The 19,590-nt window shown below is 60.3% G+C and carries 15 protein-coding genes; 6 read left to right on the top strand and 9 right to left on the bottom strand.

Going from position 1 to position 19,590, the window contains the following annotated elements; translation table 11 throughout:
- Nucleotides 1-25: 25 nt before the first annotated feature.
- Nucleotides 26-1,420 carry a Si-specific NAD(P)(+) transhydrogenase gene (gene sthA / locus QRN41_RS00160; protein WP_034096486.1) on the bottom strand — a complete coding sequence of 465 codons (1,395 nt, stop codon included), beginning with the start codon at nt 1,418-1,420 and terminating at the stop codon, nt 26-28.
- Nucleotides 1,421-1,635: 215 nt separating this feature from the next.
- Between sthA and QRN41_RS00155 the strand changes: the two genes are divergently transcribed.
- Nucleotides 1,636-2,169, top strand: a complete 534-nt coding sequence (locus tag QRN41_RS00155; RefSeq protein WP_094064620.1) for a chalcone isomerase family protein — start codon at nt 1,636-1,638, stop codon at nt 2,167-2,169.
- A 170-nt stretch (nt 2,170-2,339) separates the two neighbouring features.
- Here QRN41_RS00155 and QRN41_RS00150 read toward each other — a convergent pair whose 3' ends face one another.
- Nucleotides 2,340-3,803 carry a glyceraldehyde-3-phosphate dehydrogenase gene (locus tag QRN41_RS00150; RefSeq protein WP_213633476.1) on the bottom strand — a complete coding sequence of 488 codons (1,464 nt, stop codon included), beginning with the start codon at nt 3,801-3,803 and terminating at the stop codon, nt 2,340-2,342.
- 340 nt (nt 3,804-4,143) lie between these two features.
- Between QRN41_RS00150 and mfd the strand changes: the two genes are divergently transcribed.
- From mfd to QRN41_RS00135, 3 genes are read left to right on the top strand one after another with little or no spacing between them, the layout of a single operon-like run.
- Entirely contained in the window at nt 4,144-7,593 is a 3,450-nt protein-coding gene (gene mfd / locus QRN41_RS00145; RefSeq protein ID WP_034137408.1) for a transcription-repair coupling factor, read from the top strand.
- An 11-nt stretch (nt 7,594-7,604) separates the two neighbouring features.
- Nucleotides 7,605-8,171, top strand: coding sequence for a CsiV family protein (locus QRN41_RS00140; RefSeq protein WP_285421030.1), 567 nt, complete (start codon nt 7,605-7,607; stop codon nt 8,169-8,171).
- A 9-nt stretch (nt 8,172-8,180) separates the two neighbouring features.
- Nucleotides 8,181-10,874, top strand: a complete 2,694-nt coding sequence (locus tag QRN41_RS00135; protein WP_285421029.1) for a DEAD/DEAH box helicase — start codon at nt 8,181-8,183, stop codon at nt 10,872-10,874.
- Nucleotides 10,875-10,886: 12 nt separating this feature from the next.
- Here the strand turns inward: QRN41_RS00135 and nagZ are convergent, their stop codons facing one another.
- Together nagZ and QRN41_RS00125 are read right to left on the bottom strand one after the other, a co-directional pair.
- Nucleotides 10,887-11,897, bottom strand: a complete 1,011-nt coding sequence (gene nagZ, locus QRN41_RS00130; RefSeq protein ID WP_034112459.1) for a beta-N-acetylhexosaminidase — start codon at nt 11,895-11,897, stop codon at nt 10,887-10,889.
- A gap of 144 nt (nt 11,898-12,041) precedes the next feature.
- Nucleotides 12,042-12,749: a TetR/AcrR family transcriptional regulator gene (locus QRN41_RS00125; RefSeq protein WP_034137405.1), complete on the bottom strand. Its 708-nt coding sequence runs from the start codon at nt 12,747-12,749 to the stop codon at nt 12,042-12,044.
- A 263-nt stretch (nt 12,750-13,012) separates the two neighbouring features.
- Here QRN41_RS00125 and lexA point away from each other — a divergent pair, with 263 nt between their 5' ends.
- The gene (gene lexA, locus QRN41_RS00120; protein WP_003172575.1) at nt 13,013-13,621 is read left to right on the top strand and encodes a transcriptional repressor LexA; all 609 of its coding nucleotides are present in this window, start codon (nt 13,013-13,015) and stop codon (nt 13,619-13,621) included.
- 10 nt (nt 13,622-13,631) lie between these two features.
- A complete protein-coding gene (gene sulA / locus QRN41_RS00115; RefSeq protein ID WP_034137404.1) occupies nt 13,632-14,105 on the top strand; it encodes an SOS-induced cell division inhibitor SulA in 474 nt (157 codons plus the stop codon).
- A gap of 149 nt (nt 14,106-14,254) precedes the next feature.
- Here sulA and QRN41_RS00110 read toward each other — a convergent pair whose 3' ends face one another.
- The 5 genes from QRN41_RS00110 to fadA all read right to left on the bottom strand — a co-directional run bounded on the left by QRN41_RS00110 (nt 14,255) and on the right by fadA (nt 19,567).
- Entirely contained in the window at nt 14,255-14,488 is a 234-nt protein-coding gene (locus tag QRN41_RS00110) for a hypothetical protein (protein WP_017254451.1), read from the bottom strand.
- 127 nt (nt 14,489-14,615) lie between these two features.
- A complete protein-coding gene (locus QRN41_RS00105) occupies nt 14,616-15,137 on the bottom strand; it encodes a DUF6586 family protein (protein WP_034137403.1) in 522 nt (173 codons plus the stop codon).
- 185 nt (nt 15,138-15,322) lie between these two features.
- Entirely contained in the window at nt 15,323-17,944 is a 2,622-nt protein-coding gene (topA, locus tag QRN41_RS00100) for a type I DNA topoisomerase (protein ID WP_034096476.1), read from the bottom strand.
- A 114-nt stretch (nt 17,945-18,058) separates the two neighbouring features.
- Nucleotides 18,059-18,295, bottom strand: coding sequence for a DUF1653 domain-containing protein (locus QRN41_RS00095; protein WP_034137402.1), 237 nt, complete (start codon nt 18,293-18,295; stop codon nt 18,059-18,061).
- A 96-nt stretch (nt 18,296-18,391) separates the two neighbouring features.
- Nucleotides 18,392-19,567 carry an acetyl-CoA C-acyltransferase FadA gene (gene fadA, locus QRN41_RS00090; protein ID WP_034096474.1) on the bottom strand — a complete coding sequence of 392 codons (1,176 nt, stop codon included), beginning with the start codon at nt 19,565-19,567 and terminating at the stop codon, nt 18,392-18,394.
- Nucleotides 19,568-19,590: the final 23 nt, after the last annotated feature.

The raw sequence follows: 19,590 nt of genomic DNA, 5'->3' as shown, positions 1-19,590 counted from the left end.
GGCTCAGGCCACCGGCCGGAGCCGCTCAAAAAAGCCGGTTGAGGCCGTCGTAGGCCGCTACCCGATAGGCTTCGGCCATGGTCGGGTAGTTGAAGGTGGTGTTCACAAAATACTTGAGGGTATTTTGCTCACCCGGCTGGTTCATGATGGCCTGGCCGATGTGCACGATCTCCGACGCCTGATAGCCGAAGCAATGCACGCCGAGGACTTCCAGGGTTTCACGGTGGAACAGAATCTTCAGCATGCCTTGCGGCTCACCGGCGATCTGCGCACGCGCCATGCTCTTGAAGAACGCCTTGCCCACTTCGTAGGGCACCTTGGCTTTGGTCAGCTCGTGCTCGTTCTTACCGATGGAGCTGATTTCCGGAATCGTGTAGATGCCGGTGGGCACGTCGTTCACATAGCGCCAGCTGCCGTTATCGACGATGCTGCCGGCGGCCGAACGGCCCTGGTCATGGGCGGCACTGGCCAGGCTCGGCCAGCCGATCACGTCACCGGCGCCATAGATGTTGGCCACGCAGGTACGGTAATTCTCGTCCACTTCGATCTGGCCACGGTTGTTGACCTTGACCCCGATGTTTTCCATGCCCAGCTTATCGGTGTTGCCGGTACGCCCGTTGCACCACAGCAAGGCGTCGGCCTTGATCTTCTTGCCGGACTTGAGGTGCAGGATCACCCCGTTGTCCAGGCCTTCGACCCGCTCGTACTCTTCGTTATGGCGCACGGTGATGTTGTTGTTGCTGAAGTGGTAACTCAACGCCTGGGAAATTTCCGAGTCGAGGAAACTCAGCAACTGATCGCGGTTGTCCACCAGCTCCACCAGAACACCCAGGCCACTGAAGATCGACGCATACTCACAGCCGATCACGCCGGCACCGTAGATGATCAGTTTGCGCGGGGTGTGGCCCAGGCTCAGGATGGTGTCGCTATCGTAGATACGCGGGTGATGGAAATCGATATCCGCCGGGCGATACGGGCGCGACCCGGTGGCGATGATGATGTGCTTGGCCACCAGTTTCTCGACCACGCCGTTGGAACACACCACTTCAATGGTCTGCTCGTCGGCGAAGCTGCCGGTGCCGAAGAACAGGTCGACACGGTTACGGGCGTAGTAACCGGTGCGCGAGGCCACCTGCTTGGAGATGACTTTCTCGGCGCTTTTCAACACATCCGGGAACGAAAACCAACGCGGCTCACCAATAGCCCGGAACATCGGGTTGGTGTTGAACTGCATGATCTGGCGCACCGAGTGACGCAAGGCCTTGGACGGGATGGTACCCAGGTGGGTGCAGTTACCGCCGACTTGGCGACGGCTATCGACCATCGCCACCTTGCGCCCTGCCTTCGCGGCGTTCATCGCCGCACCTTCTCCAGCTGGGCCGGAACCCAGTACCACCACGTCGTAGTTGTAGACAGCCATGCGTACTCCTCAGAACAGGCCAGGCGTACGGTAGGACGCCGGGCTAAATCATGCCGCGGCCAGCGGTCATGAAGGACAATTTGGCTCAAGTGTGTGAACCGGGGCACAGTCTATATAAGGCTCAACGCCGCGCACATTAACCCTTGGTCGCGTCATAGGCCAGTCTTGCCATACTACAGGACGCAAATCAGCGCCGATTTCAGGATGAGCCCATTATGCGACAACTATTGTTTTGTTTAATGCTGATGGTGTCGATCACGGCGCACGCCAGCGATGCGCAGCGCCTCAAGCAAGCTGGCTTCCCGGCACAGGTCGAGGGACTGACGCGAAAAAACCAGGCGGTGCTCAACTATCTGTGGGCAGACGTGTATGCCGCAGCGCTGTATGCCCCGGCAGGGCTCAGCGCAAGGCACGCCTGGGACCAGCAGAAAGCCCTGCGCCTGACGCTGTATTACTTTCGCGACATCGACCGCAGTGACGTGATCAAGGCCGCCACGACCACCCTGGCGCGCCAACACGCCAACGCTCGATTAAAGCCGGAACTGGATAAATTGCACGGCAGTTTTCGTGACATCCGCAACGGTGATCGTTATGCCCTGGATTTTCATCCCGGTCGCGGTTTGAAGCTGGAGATCAATGGGCAGGTGGTGTTCAGCAGTGTTGATGATGAACTGGCGAGGGCCTACCTAGGCATCTGGCTCGCGCCTGGGGGGTTGTCGGACAGTTTGCGGGATCGATTGCTGAATTGATGTGTCGGCTGCACCACCACCATCGGGGGCTGCCCCCTCCCACCTTTGAATATATTCACAAATCAAACTGTGGGAGGGGGCTTGCCCCCGATCAGGCACCCCAGGCCACACAAAACCCAGCCACAAAAAAGCCCCGAACCAGTCGGGGCTTTTTCATTCAGCGCAGAGGCTTAGCGCGGAAACGCAGGCGGGTTGACCCCGGCCATGTCTTCCATCACACGCACCACCTGGCAGCTGTAACCGAACTCGTTGTCGTACCACACGTACAGCACAACGCGGTTGTCCTGGGTGATGGTCGCTTCTGCGTCCACCACACCGGCGTGGCGCGAGCCGACGAAGTCGGTGGACACCACTTCCTGAGAATTGACGAAGTCGATTTGCTTGTGCAGATCGGAGTGCAGCGCCATGTAGCGCAGGTACTCGTTCATCTCTTCGCGGGTAGCGGCTTTCTCAAGGTTCAGGTTGAGAATGGCCATCGACACGTTAGGCGTCGGAACACGGATCGCGTTGCCGGTCAGCTTGCCGGCCAATTCAGGCAGGGCCTTGGCAGCGGCGGTGGCGGCACCGGTCTCGGTGATCACCATGTTCAACGCGGCGCTACGACCACGGCGATCGCCTTTGTGGAAGTTGTCGATCAGGTTCTGGTCGTTGGTGTACGAGTGAACGGTTTCAACGTGACCATTCACGATGCCGAACTTGTCGTTGACGGCCTTGAGCACCGGCACGATGGCGTTGGTGGTGCAGGACGCGGCAGACACGATCTTATCGTCAGCGGTGATTTCAGCGTGGTTGATGCCGTGCACGATGTTCTTGAGCTTGCCCTTGCCAGGCGCGGTCAGAACAACGCGAGCGATACCCGGGCACTGCAAGTGCTGGCCCAGGCCCTCGGCATCACGCCATACACCGGTGTTATCCACCAGCAGGGCGTCCTTGATGCCGTACTGGGTGTAGTCCACCTCGGTCGGGTTCTTCGCGTAGATCACCTGGATCAGGTTACCGTTGGCGGTAATGGTGTTGTTTTCTTCGTCGATGACGATGGTGCCGTTGAACGGGCCGTGGACCGAATCGCGACGCAGCAGGCTGGCGCGCTTGGTCAGGTCATTCTCGGCGCCTTTGCGCACCACGATGGCACGCAGACGCAGGCCGTCGCCGCCACCGGTTTTTTCGATCAGGATGCGCGCCAGCAGGCGGCCGATACGGCCAAAGCCATACAGCACGACGTCGGTGCCCCTGCGAGCGGCGGCGTTTTGCTGGCCAACCACATCGGCCATTTCCTCACGCACGAACTGCTCGGCGCTACGGCCGTTGGCTTCGGTACGGAATTTGTAGGCCAATTTGCCCAGATCTACCGAAGCCGCGCCGAGCTTGAGCTCGCTCATGGCCTTGAGCAGGGGGAATGTTTCGTGGACGGAGAGTTCGCTGTCGTCGGCAGAACGATGGCGAGCAAAGCGATGCGCCTTGAGAATCGCGATGACTGACTGGTTGATCAGGCTGCGGCCATAGATCGAACTCACCACATTGTTATTGCGGTAGAGCTGACCGATGAGCGGGATCATCGCTTCTGCGAGTGCTTCACGGTCGATCCATTCACCAAGACACTGGTCGGGCTTCTGAGTCACGGGAACCTTCCACATGTAGGGGCTGAAAAAAGGGGCTACATTATGACGCCCGACCGCCCTCGGAGCAATGCGCCGACCACAACAAAAAGGCCTTGCGAAAAAAAGCGACCCCGCTGCAGCCCAGTAAATACGCGGCTTTCAGAAGGCCACCATTGGAACGTCTCGGGCGACTTGTCCGTAACTCTCCGAAAACCCCACGCGTTTTGGCACTACATATTGAGTCAAAACACCGCTTTGTTTGTCTTAGCCACTACATTTCCTACAAACCGTAATAGGCTCAGTCAGCAACTGACAGGCGGCACCTGGGGCCGTTACAATTACCGACTTTGTCGCAACGCTTGGAGCTCAACCTTCCGTGCCCGTTCTGCGTCTACCGCAACTCCCTGCCGCGGCAGGTAAACAGCACTGGGGCAACCTGCCCGGTGCCGCCCTGAGCCTGGCCATCGCCGAGGCTGCCAGCGCAGCCAAGCGCTTTACCCTGCTGCTTACCGCCGATAGCCAAAGCGCCGAACGGTTGGAGCAGGAGCTGAGCTTCTTCGCCCCCGATTTGCCGGTGCTGCATTTTCCCGATTGGGAAACCCTGCCTTACGACCTGTTCTCACCGCATCAGGACATCATTTCCCAGCGCATCGCCAGCCTGTACCGTCTGCCGGAACTGGCCCACGGCGTGCTCGTGGTGCCGATCACCACGGCGCTGCACCGCCTGGCGCCGACCAAGTTCCTGCTGGGCAGCAGTCTGGTGCTGGATGTCGGCCAGAAGCTCGATGTCGAACAGATGCGCACGCGCCTGGAAGCCAGCGGCTACCGCTGTGTGGACACCGTGTACGAGCACGGCGAGTTCGCGGTGCGCGGCGCGCTGATCGACCTGTTCCCGATGGGCAGCAAGTTGCCTTATCGCATCGATCTGTTCGACGACGAAATCGAAACCCTGCGCACCTTTGATCCGGAAAACCAGCGCTCCATCGACAAAGTCGAATCGATCAAGCTGCTGCCGGCGCGGGAATTTCCGTTGCAAAAAGATGCGGTGACCCGCTTCAAAGCGCGTTTCCGTGAACGCTTCGACGTCGACTTCCGCCGCTGCCCGATCTTCCAAGACCTGAGCAGCGGGATTACGCCCGCCGGTATCGAGTACTACCTGCCGCTGTTTTTCGACGAAACCTCCACCCTGTTCGACTACCTGCCCCAGGACACCCAAGTGTTCTCGCTGCCGGGCATCGAGCAGGCCGCGGAAAACTTCTGGAACGACGTGCGCAACCGCTATGAAGAGCGCCGCGTCGACCCTTCCCGTCCTTTATTACCGCCCGCCGAGCTGTTCCTGCCGGTGGAGGATTGTTTCGCGCGCCTGAAAAACTGGCCGCGGGTCGTCGCCAGCCAGCAGGACGTGGACGCCGGCAGTGGCCGCGAGCGCTTCCCCGCGCAAGCGCTGCCTGACTTGGCGATTGAAGCCAAGGCCAACCAGCCGCTGGAAGCGCTGTCCACCTTCCTTGGCGACTTCCCGGGCCGCGTGTTGTTTACCGCCGAATCCGCCGGGCGCCGCGAGGTGCTGCTGGAGCTGCTCGAACGCCTCAAACTGCGTCCGAAGAACGTCGACAGTTGGCCCGACTTCGTCGCGAGCAAGGATCGCCTGGCGATCACCATCGCCCCCCTGGACGAAGGCTTGCTGCTGAATGACCCAGCCCTGGCGTTGATCGCCGAGAGCCCATTGTTCGGTCAACGCGTGATGCAGCGTCGGCGCCGGGAAAAACGCGCGGACGCCAACAACGATGCGGTGATCAAAAACCTCACCGAACTGCGCGAAGGCGCGCCGGTGGTGCATATCGATCACGGTGTCGGCCGCTACCTGGGCCTGCAGACCCTGGAGATCGACAACCAGGCCGCCGAATTCCTCACCATGGAATACGCCGAGGGCGCCAAGCTCTATGTGCCGGTGGCCAACCTGCACCTGATTGCGCGTTACACCGGCAGCGACGACGCCCTGGCGCCGCTGCATCGTCTGGGTTCCGAGACCTGGCAAAAAGCCAAGCGCAAGGCCGCCGAGCAGGTGCGCGATGTGGCCGCCGAGCTGCTGGACATCTACGCCCGGCGCGCGGCGCGCGAAGGTTATGCATTCGCCGACCCGAAAGCCGACTACGCCACCTTCAGCGCCGGTTTCGCCTTTGAAGAAACCCCGGATCAGCAGACCACCATCGAAGCCGTGCGCGCCGACATGCTCGCGCCCAAGCCGATGGACCGCCTGGTGTGTGGCGACGTGGGCTTCGGCAAGACCGAAGTGGCCATGCGCGCCGCCTTCATCGCGGTGCACGGCGGCAAGCAAGTGGCAATTCTGGTGCCCACCACCCTGCTCGCCCAGCAGCACTACAACAGCTTTCGCGATCGCTTTGCCGACTGGCCGGTGACCGTGGAAGTGATGAGCCGCTTCAAGTCCGCCAAAGAAGTGAACGCCGCCGTCGCCGACCTGGCCGAAGGCAAGATCGATATCGTGATCGGCACTCACAAGCTGCTGTCGGACGATGTGAAGATCAAAAACCTGGGCCTGGTGATCATCGACGAAGAACACCGTTTCGGCGTGCGCCAGAAAGAGCAGCTCAAGGCCCTGCGCAGCGAAGTCGATATCCTCACCCTGACCGCCACGCCGATTCCGCGCACGCTGAACATGGCGGTGTCGGGCATGCGTGATCTGTCCATCATCGCCACGCCACCGGCGCGGCGCCTGTCAGTGCGCACGTTCGTGATGGAGCAGAACAAAAGCACGGTCAAGGAAGCGCTGCTGCGCGAGTTGCTGCGCGGCGGCCAGGTGTATTACCTGCACAACGACGTCAAGACTATCGAGAAATGCGCTGCCGACCTCGCCGAACTGGTGCCCGAAGCGCGGATCGCCATCGGCCACGGCCAGATGCGCGAGCGCGAACTCGAACAGGTAATGAGCGACTTCTACCACAAGCGCTTCAACGTGCTGATCGCCTCGACCATCATCGAGACCGGCATCGACGTGCCGAGCGCCAACACCATCATCATCGAGCGCGCCGACAAGTTCGGCCTGGCGCAACTGCACCAGTTGCGCGGCCGGGTCGGACGCAGCCATCACCAGGCCTACGCGTACTTGCTCACCCCGCCACGCCAGCAGATCACCGGCGACGCGGAGAAACGCCTGGAAGCCATCGCCAACACCCAGGACCTCGGCGCCGGCTTTGTGCTGGCCACCAACGACCTGGAAATCCGTGGCGCCGGCGAACTGCTGGGTGACGGCCAGAGCGGGCAGATCCAGGCCGTGGGTTTCACCTTATATATGGAAATGCTCGAGCGGGCGGTCAAAGCCATCCGCAAGGGCGAACAGCCGAACCTCGATCAACCCTTGGGTGGCGGTCCGGAAATCAACCTGCGCCTGCCGGCGTTGATTCCCGAGGACTACCTGCCGGATGTGCACGCGCGACTCATCCTGTACAAACGCATCGCCTCGGCCACCGATGAAGAGGGGCTCAAGGACCTGCAAGTGGAGATGATCGACCGCTTCGGCCTGCTGCCGGAGCCCACCAAGAACCTGGTACGCCTGACCCTACTCAAATTGCAGGCCGAGCAACTGGGGATCAAGAAGGTCGACGCCGGGCCCCAGGGCGGGCGTATCGAATTCGAAGCGCAGACGCCGGTCGACCCGCTGGTACTGATCAAACTGATCCAGGGCCAGCCCAACCGCTACAAGTTCGAAGGGGCTACGCTGTTCAAATTCATGGTGCCGATGGAACGCGCCGACGAACGCTTCAATACCCTGGAGGCGCTGTTCGAGCGCCTTATCCCGAAATCTGTTTGAAGGACGCCCCAATGCGCCTGTTCCGCATTCTGAGCCTGTTGTTAGTGATACTTGCGCCCCCGGCGTTTGCCGACAGCCCGTACCAGGTAGAAATGATCCTGGTGCGTCAGAACGCCGAACCGGTGATCTACAGTCGCGCCGCGCCGGAAAACTGGGATGATGGCGCTGAGCGCCTGGGCGACAAAATGAGCCCGCCGCGCCTGAGCGCTATCGTCGACAAACTGCGTGGCGACGCCAACTACACGGTATTGGCCCATAAGGCCTGGGAGCAGAACCTCGGCGAACAACCGGTGAAAATCGCCATCGCCGAGGGTCAGGAGCAGTTCGGCCAATTCCCCATCGAGGGCGTGCTGAACCTGCAACTGGGCCGCTTCACCGATATCGATGCGGATTTCTGGATCAACCAGTTCGACAGCAACGGCAGCGTGGTCGCCAGCGAACACCTGGCGCAGAAAGACGTGCGCACCAAGAACAACCAGCTTAATTACCTGGATGGCGGCCATTTGGCGCTGCTGATCAAGATCACCTCACTGACCGCCAAACCGCCCAGCGCACCACCGCCCGACCTGCAGGACTGATCCAGCGCCATGCCCCTCACCCCGCCGTTGACCAAGCCCCTGGCCCCTTCGTGGGCCAATCGCTTCAAAGAACAAAGCCTGGAGCGTGGGCGGCGTTATGCGTTGGAAAACCGCGTGCGGATTGTCGAGTCCGGCGACAGCACCATCATCGCCAGTTGCGAAGGCTCGGGCGGTAATGTGTACCGGCAGACCATTTCGCTGCGCGAGTCGGCCAAAGGCGCGCTGCTCCTGGTGGACAGCCGCTGCACCTGCCCCGTACACAGCAACTGCAAACATATCGCGGCTGTGCTGCTCAAGGTTCAGGAAACCCTGGCCTACCCGGCGGCAGCTCAAGACGCCGAGTTGCTGGAAAAACTCCAGGCCGTGCTGGATAACCGCGTGGTCCTGCCGCAAGTGCTGATGGAGGACGTGCAACCGGTGCCGCGCCTGTGGCTGGCCAGCGCCGAGTTCAGCGCATTCGAACCCCGCAACGGCAAGATGCAACGCTATATCCAGCACCGCGCGGCACTGGCGTTCAACTACCTGGGTAACTACGTCAGCGGGCAAAAACACGCTGACATCATCGTGCGTCAAGAAACCCAGAGCCTGCGGATCAAGCGGCACCCGGAGGTGGAACAGGCCTACCGCGAACAGCTGCGCCTGCTGGGTTTCAAAATCGCCACGCGCCAGAGCAAAGCCTTGCCGGAAAGCGCCGGCGAGCTGTTCGAGATGGTCAACGACAGCGCCTGGCTGAATTTCACCCTCAACGACTCGCCGACCCTACGCGCCGAGGGCTGGGAATTGCTGCTCGACGACGATTTCGGCTTCGACCTCAGCGCGGTGGACGACTGGTACGCCACCGTCGATGAAGGCCCGGAACGTGATTGGTTCGACCTTGAGTTGGGGATTATCGTCAATGGCCAGCGACTGAGCCTGTTGCCGATCCTGCTGAACCTGATGCGCTCTCACACCGAAATCCTCAACCCGGAGAAGCTCGCACGGCGCCGCGACGATGAACTGATCCTGGTGAACATCCCCGCCGCGCCCAACGGCGACCATGGCCCCGTGCAGGTGGCGCTGCCCTACGGTCGCTTGAAACCGGTGCTGGCCACCCTTGGTGAGTTCTACCTGCAGGAACCGGGCAGTACTGCGCTGCGCTTGGCCAAGGCCGATGCGGTCCGACTCAACCCGCTGGAAGACCTGCCTCTGCAATGGGAGGGCGGTGACAAAATCCGCAACTTCGCCCAACGCCTGCGGGACATCAAGGACTTCACCTGCGCGGCCCCCGAAGGCTTGAACGCGACGTTGCGCCCTTACCAGTTGGAAGGCTTGAGCTGGATGCAATCGCTGCGGCAATTAGAGGTGGGCGGCATTCTGGCGGATGACATGGGCCTGGGCAAAACCCTACAAACCCTGGCGCATATTCTCAGCGAAAAAAACGCCGGGCGCCTGGACCGGCCCTGCATGGTGGTGATGCCCACCAGTCTGATCCCTAACTGGCTCGATGAAGCAGCGCACTTCACCCCGCAACTGAAAGTACTGGCACTGTACGGTGCCGGACGTAAGAAACATCTCCCAAATTTGCGGGACTATGACCTGCTGCTCACCACCTATGCGCTGCTGCCCAAGGACATCGAGCATCTGGCCACCCTGCCCTTGCATGTGCTGATCCTCGACGAAGCGCAGTACATCAAGAACCCGACCAGCAAGGCCGCCCAGGCGGCACGCGAACTGAACGCACGGCAGCGCCTGTGCCTGAGCGGCACGCCGCTGGAAAACCACTTGGGCGAGCTGTGGTCGCTGTTTCACTTTCTGCTGCCGGGCTGGCTGGGCGATGTGAAAAGCTTTAACCGCGACTACCGCGTGCCCATCGAAAAGCGCGCCAGCGATGTGCGATTGCAGCACCTGAACGGTCGGATCAAGCCGTTTCTACTGCGTCGCACCAAGGAACAGGTGGCTACCGAACTGCCGCCGAAGACCGAGATCATCCACTGGGTCGACCTCAACGAAGCCCAGCGCGACGTGTACGAGACCATGCGCCTGGCCATGGACAAGAAGGTCCGCGACGAGATCACCCGCAAAGGCGTGGCACGCAGCCAGATCATCATCCTTGAGGCGCTGCTCAAGCTGCGCCAAGTGTGCTGCGACCTGCGCCTGATCAACGATGCCACCCTGCCCGCTCGCGGCAGCAGCTCGGGCAAGCTCGACAGTTTGATGGACATGCTCGACGAGCTGTTTGCCGAAGGTCGGCGGATCCTGTTGTTTTCCCAATTCACCTCGATGCTGAGCCTGATCGAAGCCGAGCTGAAAAAACGCGGCATTGCCTACGCACTACTGACCGGGCAGACACGTGATCGGCGCACGCCGGTCAAGGACTTCCAGAGCGGCAAGCTGCAGATATTTCTGATCAGCCTGAAGGCCGGCGGTGTGGGCCTGAACCTGACAGAAGCCGACACCGTGATCCACTACGATCCCTGGTGGAACCCGGCCACGGAAAACCAGGCCACTGACCGTGCCTATCGCATCGGCCAGGAGAAACCGGTATTCGTCTACAAGATGATTGCGCGCGGCACGGTGGAAGAGAAAATCCAGCACCTGCAAAAGGAAAAATCCGATCTGGCGGCGGGGGTGCTGGATGGACGAACCACGGGTGATTGGCAGTTGGGCAACGAGGATATTGAGGCGTTATTCGCGCCGTTGCCCAATAAACAGGAGAAGCGTTGACGGAGCGAGGTATCAGTCGATCAACTGGGCTTCGCGTAACGCCGTAAGCGCCGCCAACCAGCGCGGGTCTTGCTTGTACTCCGTTGAAGCCATTGCCTGACCGCGCATGCGCGCGATGCGAGGCGATGGCGTGACCTTCATACGCTGCGCAGCACTTAACGCCAACTCCGCCGCCGCACGATCATTGCACACCAAGCCCATGTCACAACCGGCAGTCAACGCGGCCTCGATACGGCTGGCCGCGTCACCGACCACATGTGCACCGGCCATGGACAAGTCGTCACTGAAAATCACCCCATCGAATTGCAACTCGCCGCGCAGAATGTCTTGCAACCAGCGACGCGAAAAACCGGCAGGCTGGGCGTCCACCTGCGGGTAGATCACGTGGGCCGGCATTACCGCCGCCAACTGCTGGCTCAGACGTGCGAAAGGCACCAGATCATTGGCGCGAATCTGCTCCAGGCTGCGCTCGTCATTAGGAATTGCGACGTGGGAATCGGCCTCAGCCCAGCCGTGGCCTGGGAAATGTTTACCGGTGGCGGCCATACCGGCGCTGTTCATGCCACGGATAAAGGCACCGGCGAGTAAGGCGGCACGCTCGGGGTCGCCCTCGAAGGATCGGGTGCCGACCACAGCGCTGCGTTGGTAATCCAGGTCCAGTACCGGGGCAAAACTGAGGTCAAGGCCAACTGCCAGCACTTCCGTAGCCATGATCCAGCCGCATTGCTCGGCGAGGTATTCAGCGTTGGGGTTGTCCGCGAGCGCTCGCATGGCCGGCAGGCGCACAAAGCCCTGGCGCAGGCGCTGCACGCGGCCGCCCTCTTGGTCGACGGCCAGCAACAGGTCGGGGCGCACCGCGCGAATGGCCGCGCTCAGTTCACGCACCTGGCGCGGATGTTCGATATTGCGCGCGAAAATAATCAGCCCACCCACTTCAGGCTGGCGCAACAAGTGGCGATCCTCAGCCGTGAGCCAGGTACCGGCCACGTCGACCATCAAAGAACCTTGCAGGGCAGCAGTCATAAACCTTCCTTATATAACGCACACAACCCGTTGCGCTCACGGCGCGCGAAGGGCACGGCGAGCACAACGGGTTGCGAATAAATAGCTGAAATCGGCATGGCGGCTAGCTTAGCGGATGCCAATGGCCGCGCACACCCGGGGCAATCAAACCTTGGCGGGAACGGGCACTGTTTTGCTGCGTGGGCGCAGTTGCGCGGCGGCCATGGTTGGGTCGGTCACGCCGGTTTCGGCACGCATACCGGCAGCGAGGAACGGCACCATCAAGCGCATCACTTGCTCAATGGAAGTGTTAACGCCGAAGTCGGTCTCGGCAATCGCGCGCAACGCCTTGATCCCGGACATACTGAACGCCGCCGCGCCGAGCATAAAGTGGACGCGCCAGAACAGTTCGATCGGTGGAATACGTGGGGCAGCTTCGTTGACCAGCAACATATAGCGACGAAATACCTTGCCGTACATGTCTTCCAGGTAACGCCGCAGGTGGCCTTGACTCTGACTGAACGCCAGGCCGAGCAAACGCATAAAGATCGACAGGTCGTTACCGCTACGCGGTTGCACCACCAACGCTTGCTCGACGAGAATCTCCAGCAGCTCTTCAAGACTTGGCTTGTTGTCGGCCTTGGCCTGGCGACGTTCAAGCTCGCGGTCGAGGCTGGCGCAGAAAGGCCCCAGAAAGCGCGAAAACACGGCCTGGATCAGGGCTTTCTTCGAGCCGAAATGGTAATTCACCGCCGCGAGGTTGACCCCGGCCTTGCTGGTAATCAGCCGCAATGAAGTTTCAGCAAATCCTTTTTCCGCGAACAATTGCTCAGCAGCATCGAGAATGCGCTCAACGGTTTCCGACTGGGCCATGGCTACTCCGCCTGACAAACACTTGTTTGAAACATACGTTTCAAGGTGTGTCTTGTCAAGCCTGAGGAGCCGTTTTCCGGCCGGGCAGTCATCTGTGTGCGTGCTATTTAATCACATCCGTATCGGTCTGTAGGTAGCGCTATCCGTGGCTTGTAGGACGGATACCGAATGACCGTCCAGCGGAGTGCCGAAAAAGGATGATTGCCAAGCGCAGTTCACTGTATATAATCCCAGTCACTGTATAAAAAGACAGAGCGATCAACATGCTAAAACTGACGCCACGCCAAGCTGAGATTCTGGCTTTTATCAAGCGCTGCCTCGACGACAACGGCTACCCGCCGACGCGAGCCGAAATTGCGCTGGAACTGGGGTTCAAGTCCCCTAACGCCGCCGAAGAACACCTCAAGGCCCTCGCACGCAAAGGCGCTATCGAGATGACCCCCGGTGCTTCGCGGGGCATTCGCATCCCTGGCTTCGAGGCCAAGGCCGACGAGTCGACGCTGCCCATCATCGGCCGTGTCGCCGCCGGTGCGCCGATCCTGGCGCAGCAGCACGTCGAGGAATCCTGCAACATTAATCCGACCTTCTTCCACCCTCGCGCTGATTACCTCTTGCGGGTACACGGCATGAGCATGAAGGACGTCGGTATCTTCGACGGTGATCTGCTGGCCGTCCATACCACCCGCGAAGCCCGTAACGGTCAGATCGTAGTGGCCCGTATCGGCGATGAAGTCACCGTCAAACGCTTCAAGCGCGAAGGCAGCAAGGTCTGGCTACTGGCCGAGAACCCTGAGTTCGCCCCGATTGAAGTGAACCTGAAAGATCAGGATCTGGTGATCGAAGGCTTGAGCGTCGGCGTCATTCGCCGCTAGAGGAGGCACCATGCAGCTCGTACACACCCCACAACACACCCAACTGTCGCTGTTCGAGGCCTTTATGGCCCATCCTCTCGCGCCTATCCTCAAGGAAACGGTCGAAGCGCCCTGGAGCGCCGAACCCGAGGTGTTCAGTGAGCTGTCGTTGCGCGGTGCTGCCGGGAGCTGCCTGAGCCTGCTGGCGCCAATTCTTCGCGAATTGAGCGAGGAACAGGACGCTCGCTGGCTAACGCTGATCGCTCCGCCTGCCAGCCTTACCCAGGCTTGGCTGCGGGACGCCGGCCTCAACCGCGAACGCATCCTGTTGCTTCAACCGCGCGGCGCACAAAGCGCACAACAGCTGACTTGCGAGGCCTTACGCTTGGGCCGAAGCCACACCGTGGTCAGTTGGCTCAACCCATTGAACGCGGCCGCCAAGCAACAACTGGTGAGCGCTGCGCGTGTTGGGGATGCACAGAGCTTGAATATTCGGCTGGGATGAAGGTTTCGCTACGCGGGGGGCCTCAGCAGGGCTCGCTGGGGTGAAGATGCTCTTTGTGGTCAGCGAGCGTGTCCCGTATTGGAGCGCTGCTTCGCAGCCGGACGTGGGACAAGCCCGCCGACCACAACAATATCGAACAGCCTGAAAAATCAGTGAAGGACCCGCGGCCCGTCTTCTTTCTCCGGCTCGCCCTCGGCCAGGCGACCAGCCATCTGCACGCCGACGCTCAACATGGCTTTCGCCACTTCCACATGCTGACCTTGCAGAAATGCTTTGGCATCCTCGGAAAAATCCAAGATAACCAGAGAACCTTCGTCCTCCGCCCGGCGCAGCTCAATTCGGCCGTCAGGCAGTTCAACAATTTCCAGAAAGGACGTCGGCATAAAAGTCTGTTCTCCACGAAAGGCCAGGATTATATCAGTCATCCGCCAAGCCTCGGTGCGGATCTCAGCAGGTTTCTTTACGTCTTGATGAACGGCGTAGTTTAGCGCCACGCCATTGACCTGCGTTCTAGCACTCGCTCAACCCTTCCCGAAAACGCAGTGCAAGTTTTTTCAGTTCCTGGCGCCAGCTCTCCAGCTCTTGCCGGCTCAAAGGTTCGGGCTCCTCGTCTTCCACTGCAACCGCAACAATCAGCGGCTGGGTCACATCGCCCTTGGGCACATGAGGAATGCGCGGCGGCTGGAACATATCGGCATGGGCCTTGAGCAAGCGCGCCAACCAGCTTTCAGGGCTTTGGGCCATTTCTACCAGCTCGGCCAACTCGGGAATGGCCATGGCGTCCAATACTTCGCGGCTCATGATCATCTCTGCCCGCGGAGAACCCGCCTGCGGCAGGCGATAGAACCCTGCTATTTCATGGCACAGGCCCAGCAAAGCGCCGTACAGGTGGAATAACGCCGCTTCACGCCCTGCCTGCACCAGCGCGATCGCGTTCATCTCCTTCCCTTCCTCGGCGCGGCCAAGGGCTTCCAGGGATAAACCCGCGAAGTAAATTTTCTGATTGGTACGGGTATAGAGTTCGTGGGCCATAACGGCAGTCTCCACAACGAATTAGGCGTGATGCTGGCTGAATAGTGTCACGGATCAGCCGAATCGACTGCAAGCGCAATCAAGCGCTGCTTATGCAGATCAACACGCTACTTCAGGATCTAAAAGATCCAAATATGGGAGGGGCTTTCCCCTCCGCTATTTGGATCTTCAGCGCATCCGACAGATCAGGCGCCCTGACGCTTGTCCTCGACCTTCCACTTGCCACCTTCATAGAAGGCTTTCCAGCCGGTCGGCTTACCGTCGACCTCGGACTGCACGTACTGCTCCTTGGTCTTGCGGCTGTAGCGAATCACGGCTGGGCGACCATCCGGATCCTTCTTCGGCGCTTCACACAGGAAGTGGTACTTAGGATCGATCTCGTCCTTATGCGGCACGATTTCCATCACTAACGGCGCACGGGTCTCGCGGTTTTTCGGGAACTGGCTGGCTGCCAGGAACAAGCCAGAGGCACCGTCACGCAGAATGTAGGTGTCGTTGACCTTTTCGCACTTGAGCTCCGGCATTTTCACCGGGTCCATCTTCGGCGGCGCCGCATCGCCGCTCTTGAGCAGTTTGCGGGTGTTCTTGCACGTCGGGTTTGTGCAGCCAAAGAACTTGCCGAAGCGGCCGGTCTTGAGCTGCATCTCGCTGCCGCACTTGTCGCATTCCAGGCTCGGACCTTCGTAGCCCTTGATGCGGTATGTGCCCTCTTCGATCTCGTAGCCGTTGCAATCCGGGTTGTTACCGCAGATATGCAGCTTGTGCTTCTCATCCAACAGGTAGGCATCCATCGCCGTGCTGCAGATCGGGCAGCGGTGCTTGCCGCGCAGCACCAACGACTCGGATTCACCCTCGTCGTCAGCCGCGATTTCATCGCCCGGCACCAGGTTGACCGTGGCCTTGCAGCGCTCTTTCGGCGGCAGGCTGTAGCCCGAGCAACCAAGGAACACACCGGTGGACGCCGTGCGAATCTGCATCGGCCGACCGCAGGTCTGGCACGGGATATCCGTCATCACCGGCTGGTTGGCGCGCATGCCGTTCTCGGGGCTCTCGGCCACCTCGAGCTTCTTCTTGAAGTCTCCGTAGAACTCGTCCAGCACGTTTTTCCAGTCGCGCTCGCCCTGGGCCACGTCGTCGAGATTCTCTTCCATGCCGGCAGTGAAACCGTAATCCATCAGGTTGGAGAAGCTCTCGGAGAGACGCTCGGTAACGATGTCACCCATCTTTTCCGAATAGAAACGACGGTTATGCAGCGCCACATAGCCACGGTCCTGAATGGTGGAAATGATCGCCGCGTAGGTCGAAGGGCGACCGATACCGCGCTTTTCCATCTCCTTGACCAGGCTGGCTTCCGAATAACGCGCCGGCGGCTTGGTGAAGTGCTGGGACGGATCGAGCTTGATCAGCTTCAATGTATCGCCCTGAGCCATGTCCGGCAGCACATCGTCGTCACCAGGCTTGGCGATCTGCGGCATCACGCGGGTATAACCGTCGAATTTGAGAATGCGGCCCTTGGCACGCAGCTCGAAGTCGGAGGCCGCCACGGTAACCGTGGTGGACAGGTACTGCGCCGGCAGCATCTGGCAGGCCAGGAACTGGCGCCAGATCAGCTCGTAGAGGCGCTCAGCGTCGCGCTCCATGCCGCTCAGCTTGCTTGGCTCGGTATTGGCGTCGGAAGGACGAATCGCTTCGTGAGCCTCCTGTGCGCCTTCCTTGCTGCTATAGACGTTAGGCTTCTCCGGCAGGTACTTCTTGCCGAACTCGCTTTCGATATAGGTTCGCGCCATGGCGACCGCGTCCACCGACAGGTTGGTGGAGTCGGTACGCATATAAGTGATGTAACCGGCTTCGTACAGACGCTGGGCCATCATCATGGTTTTCTTCACACCGAAGCCCAGGCGGTTGCTCGCGGCCTGTTGCAGGGTGGAGGTGATGAACGGTGCCGACGGCTTACTGCTGGTCGGTTTGTCTTCACGCTTGACGATGCTGTAGCTAGATGCCTTGAGCTTTTCCAGCGCGGCCATGGCCTGGGCTTCGTTCAGCGGCTTGAAGGCTTCGCCTTTCTCGCGGGCCACTTCAAAGCGCACATTGGCGCCCTTGGCGGTACCCAGGTCGGCGTGGACTTCCCAGTACTCTTCAGGGATGAACGCACGAATCTCACGCTCACGCTCCACCACCAGCTTCACCGCAACCGACTGCACACGGCCGGCGGACAGGCCACGGGCGATCTTGGCCCACAGCAGCGGCGAGACCATATAACCCACCACGCGATCGAGGAAACGCCGTGCCTGCTGGGCATTGACGCGGTCGATATCCAACTCGCCCGGCTTGGAGAAGGCTTCCTGGATGGCTTTCTTGGTGATTTCGTTGAACACGACGCGCTTGTAGCGGCTGTCGTCACCGCCGATGGCTTCCCGCAAGTGCCAGGCAATGGCCTCCCCTTCGCGGTCCAAGTCCGTCGCGAGATAGATGGTGTCAGCATCCTTGGCGAGCCGGCGCAGCTCTTCGATGACCTTTTCCTTGCCAGGAAGGATCTCGTACTTGGCCTTCCAGCCATGGTCCGGGTCCACACCCATGCGCGAGACCAGTTGCTTGCGCGCTTTCTCCTTGGGCGTGAGCACCGGACCTTCGCCCGCAGCGGCCTTGCCGCGCTTAGCGGCTGGCTCCTTGCTGGCGCTAGCCGAACCGCTGGTGGGCAGGTCTCGGATATGGCCGATACTCGACTTCACCACGTACTCGTTGCCCAAGTACTTGTTGATGGTCTTGGCCTTAGCCGGGGATTCCACAATGACCAGCGATTTGCCCATGGATCGGAAAATTCCTGAATTCGAGAAGTGAAAGGCAGTTGGCGCCTGACGCGGCAACGCTATATATAGTGGCAACCGGGTGAGGTCAAGCGCAGCATTCTGCGCGGCCTGCGGTTATTGCCCTTTAAGAAGACCGTGTTCGGCCTGGACCAAAGCAAAGCGTGGGACCTGCTCGCCGTCAACCTCGACGCTCTCCAGGAACATGCTCAAGGGGCGCACCCAAAAGCCGTAATCTCCATACAGTGCTTGGTAAAACACTACTTGCTCTTCGGTCTCGGAATGGCGCGCCACGCTGAAAACCCGGTACTGCGGCCCCTTGTAATGCTGATAGAGCCCTGGTGTGACATTCATGCTCTGGCCCCCTTACAAAATTTATTAAAAAAAATATTAAAAAATCCAAAAAACAAAAACCGGGGCACTGGGCCCCGGCTTCCGTCAACCCAACGCTTAGACGCGTTCGAAGACGGTGGAAATGCCTTGGCCGAGACCAATGCACATGGTGGCTACCCCGAGGTTGCCGCCATTTTGCTTCATCACGTTAAGCAGCGTGCCAGAGATCCGCGCACCGGAGCAACCGAATGGGTGGCCCAGGGCAATCGCGCCGCCGTGCAGGTTAACCTTCTCGTTCATCTTGTCGAGCACTTTCAAATCTTTCAACACCGGCAGGGCCTGTGCAGCGAAAGCTTCGTTGAGTTCGAAGAAGTCGATATCGGTGATGGAAAGGCCCGCGCGCTTCAAGGCTTTTTGCGTGGCCGGTACCGGACCGTAGCCCATGATAGCCGGGTCCACGCCGGCCACCGCCATCGAACGGATCACGGCCAAAGGCTGGATCCCGAGGTCTTGGGCGCGTTGCGCCGACATCACGATCATGCACGATGCGCCGTCGGTGATTTGCGACGAAGTACCCGCCGTCACGGTGCCGCCCTTGGGATTGAATGCCGGCTTCAAGGCCGCCAGGCTTTCCAGGGTGGTATCCGGACGAATGGTTTCGTCGTAGTCGAACAGTTTAAGGAAACCGTTCTCGTCATAGCCGTTCATCGGGATGATTTCATCCTTGAACTTGCCTTCCACCGTCGCCTTATGGGCGAGTTGGTGGGAGCGCAGGCCGAATGCGTCCTGGGCTTCACGGGTAATGCCGTGCATCTTGCCGAGCATCTCCGCCGTCAGGCCCATCATGCCCGAGGCTTTTGCCGCGTACAGCGACATGTGCGGGTTCGGATCGACGCCGTGCATCATGCTGACGTGACCCATGTGCTCCACGCCACCAACCACGAACACATCACCGTTACCGGTCATGATCGCCTGGGCGGCGGTGTGCAACGCGCTCATGGACGAACCGCACAGGCGGCTGACGGTCTGGCCGGCCGCAGTGTGGGGGATCTGAGTCATCAGCGACGCCATGCGCGCGATGTTCCAGCCCTGCTCCAGGGTCTGGTTGACGCAGCCCCAGATCACGTCCTCAACTTCGTTCGGGTCGACCTTGGTGTTACGTTCCAGCACTTTGCTGATCAGGTGCGCCGACATGTCTTCGGCGCGGGTGTTGCGGTGCATGCCGCCCTTGGAGCGGCCCATCGGCGTGCGACCGAAGTCGACAATCACGACGTCTCTTGGATTCAAGCTCATAAATATTCTCGCTCTAGTCGTCT

The organism is Pseudomonas sp. efr-133-TYG-23 (assembly GCF_030209215.1).
Classification (GTDB): Bacteria; Pseudomonadota; Gammaproteobacteria; order Pseudomonadales; family Pseudomonadaceae; genus Aquipseudomonas; species Aquipseudomonas rhodesiae.
Note: the sequence above shows the minus strand (reverse complement) of the source record. Positions and strands in the feature narration are given on the sequence as shown.

Excerpts from the sequence above, each read along its gene's own strand:
- sthA (WP_034096486.1), bottom strand. The coding sequence starts at position 1,420 with ATGGCTGTCTACAACTACGACGTGGTGGTACTGGGTTCCGGCCCAGCT.
- QRN41_RS00155 (WP_094064620.1), top strand. The coding sequence starts at position 1,636 with ATGCGACAACTATTGTTTTGTTTAATGCTGATGGTGTCGATCACGGCG.
- QRN41_RS00150 (WP_213633476.1), bottom strand. The coding sequence starts at position 3,803 with ATGTGGAAGGTTCCCGTGACTCAGAAGCCCGACCAGTGTCTTGGTGAA.
- QRN41_RS00140 (WP_285421030.1), top strand. The coding sequence starts at position 7,605 with ATGCGCCTGTTCCGCATTCTGAGCCTGTTGTTAGTGATACTTGCGCCC.
- QRN41_RS00135 (WP_285421029.1), top strand. The coding sequence starts at position 8,181 with ATGCCCCTCACCCCGCCGTTGACCAAGCCCCTGGCCCCTTCGTGGGCC.
- nagZ (WP_034112459.1), bottom strand. The coding sequence starts at position 11,897 with ATGACTGCTGCCCTGCAAGGTTCTTTGATGGTCGACGTGGCCGGTACC.
- QRN41_RS00125 (WP_034137405.1), bottom strand. The coding sequence starts at position 12,749 with ATGGCCCAGTCGGAAACCGTTGAGCGCATTCTCGATGCTGCTGAGCAA.
- lexA (WP_003172575.1), top strand. The coding sequence starts at position 13,013 with ATGCTAAAACTGACGCCACGCCAAGCTGAGATTCTGGCTTTTATCAAG.
- sulA (WP_034137404.1), top strand. The coding sequence starts at position 13,632 with ATGCAGCTCGTACACACCCCACAACACACCCAACTGTCGCTGTTCGAG.
- QRN41_RS00110 (WP_017254451.1), bottom strand. The coding sequence starts at position 14,488 with ATGCCGACGTCCTTTCTGGAAATTGTTGAACTGCCTGACGGCCGAATT.
- QRN41_RS00105 (WP_034137403.1), bottom strand. The coding sequence starts at position 15,137 with ATGGCCCACGAACTCTATACCCGTACCAATCAGAAAATTTACTTCGCG.
- topA (WP_034096476.1), bottom strand. The coding sequence starts at position 17,944 with ATGGGCAAATCGCTGGTCATTGTGGAATCCCCGGCTAAGGCCAAGACC.
- QRN41_RS00095 (WP_034137402.1), bottom strand. The coding sequence starts at position 18,295 with ATGAATGTCACACCAGGGCTCTATCAGCATTACAAGGGGCCGCAGTAC.
- fadA (WP_034096474.1), bottom strand. The coding sequence starts at position 19,567 with ATGAGCTTGAATCCAAGAGACGTCGTGATTGTCGACTTCGGTCGCACG.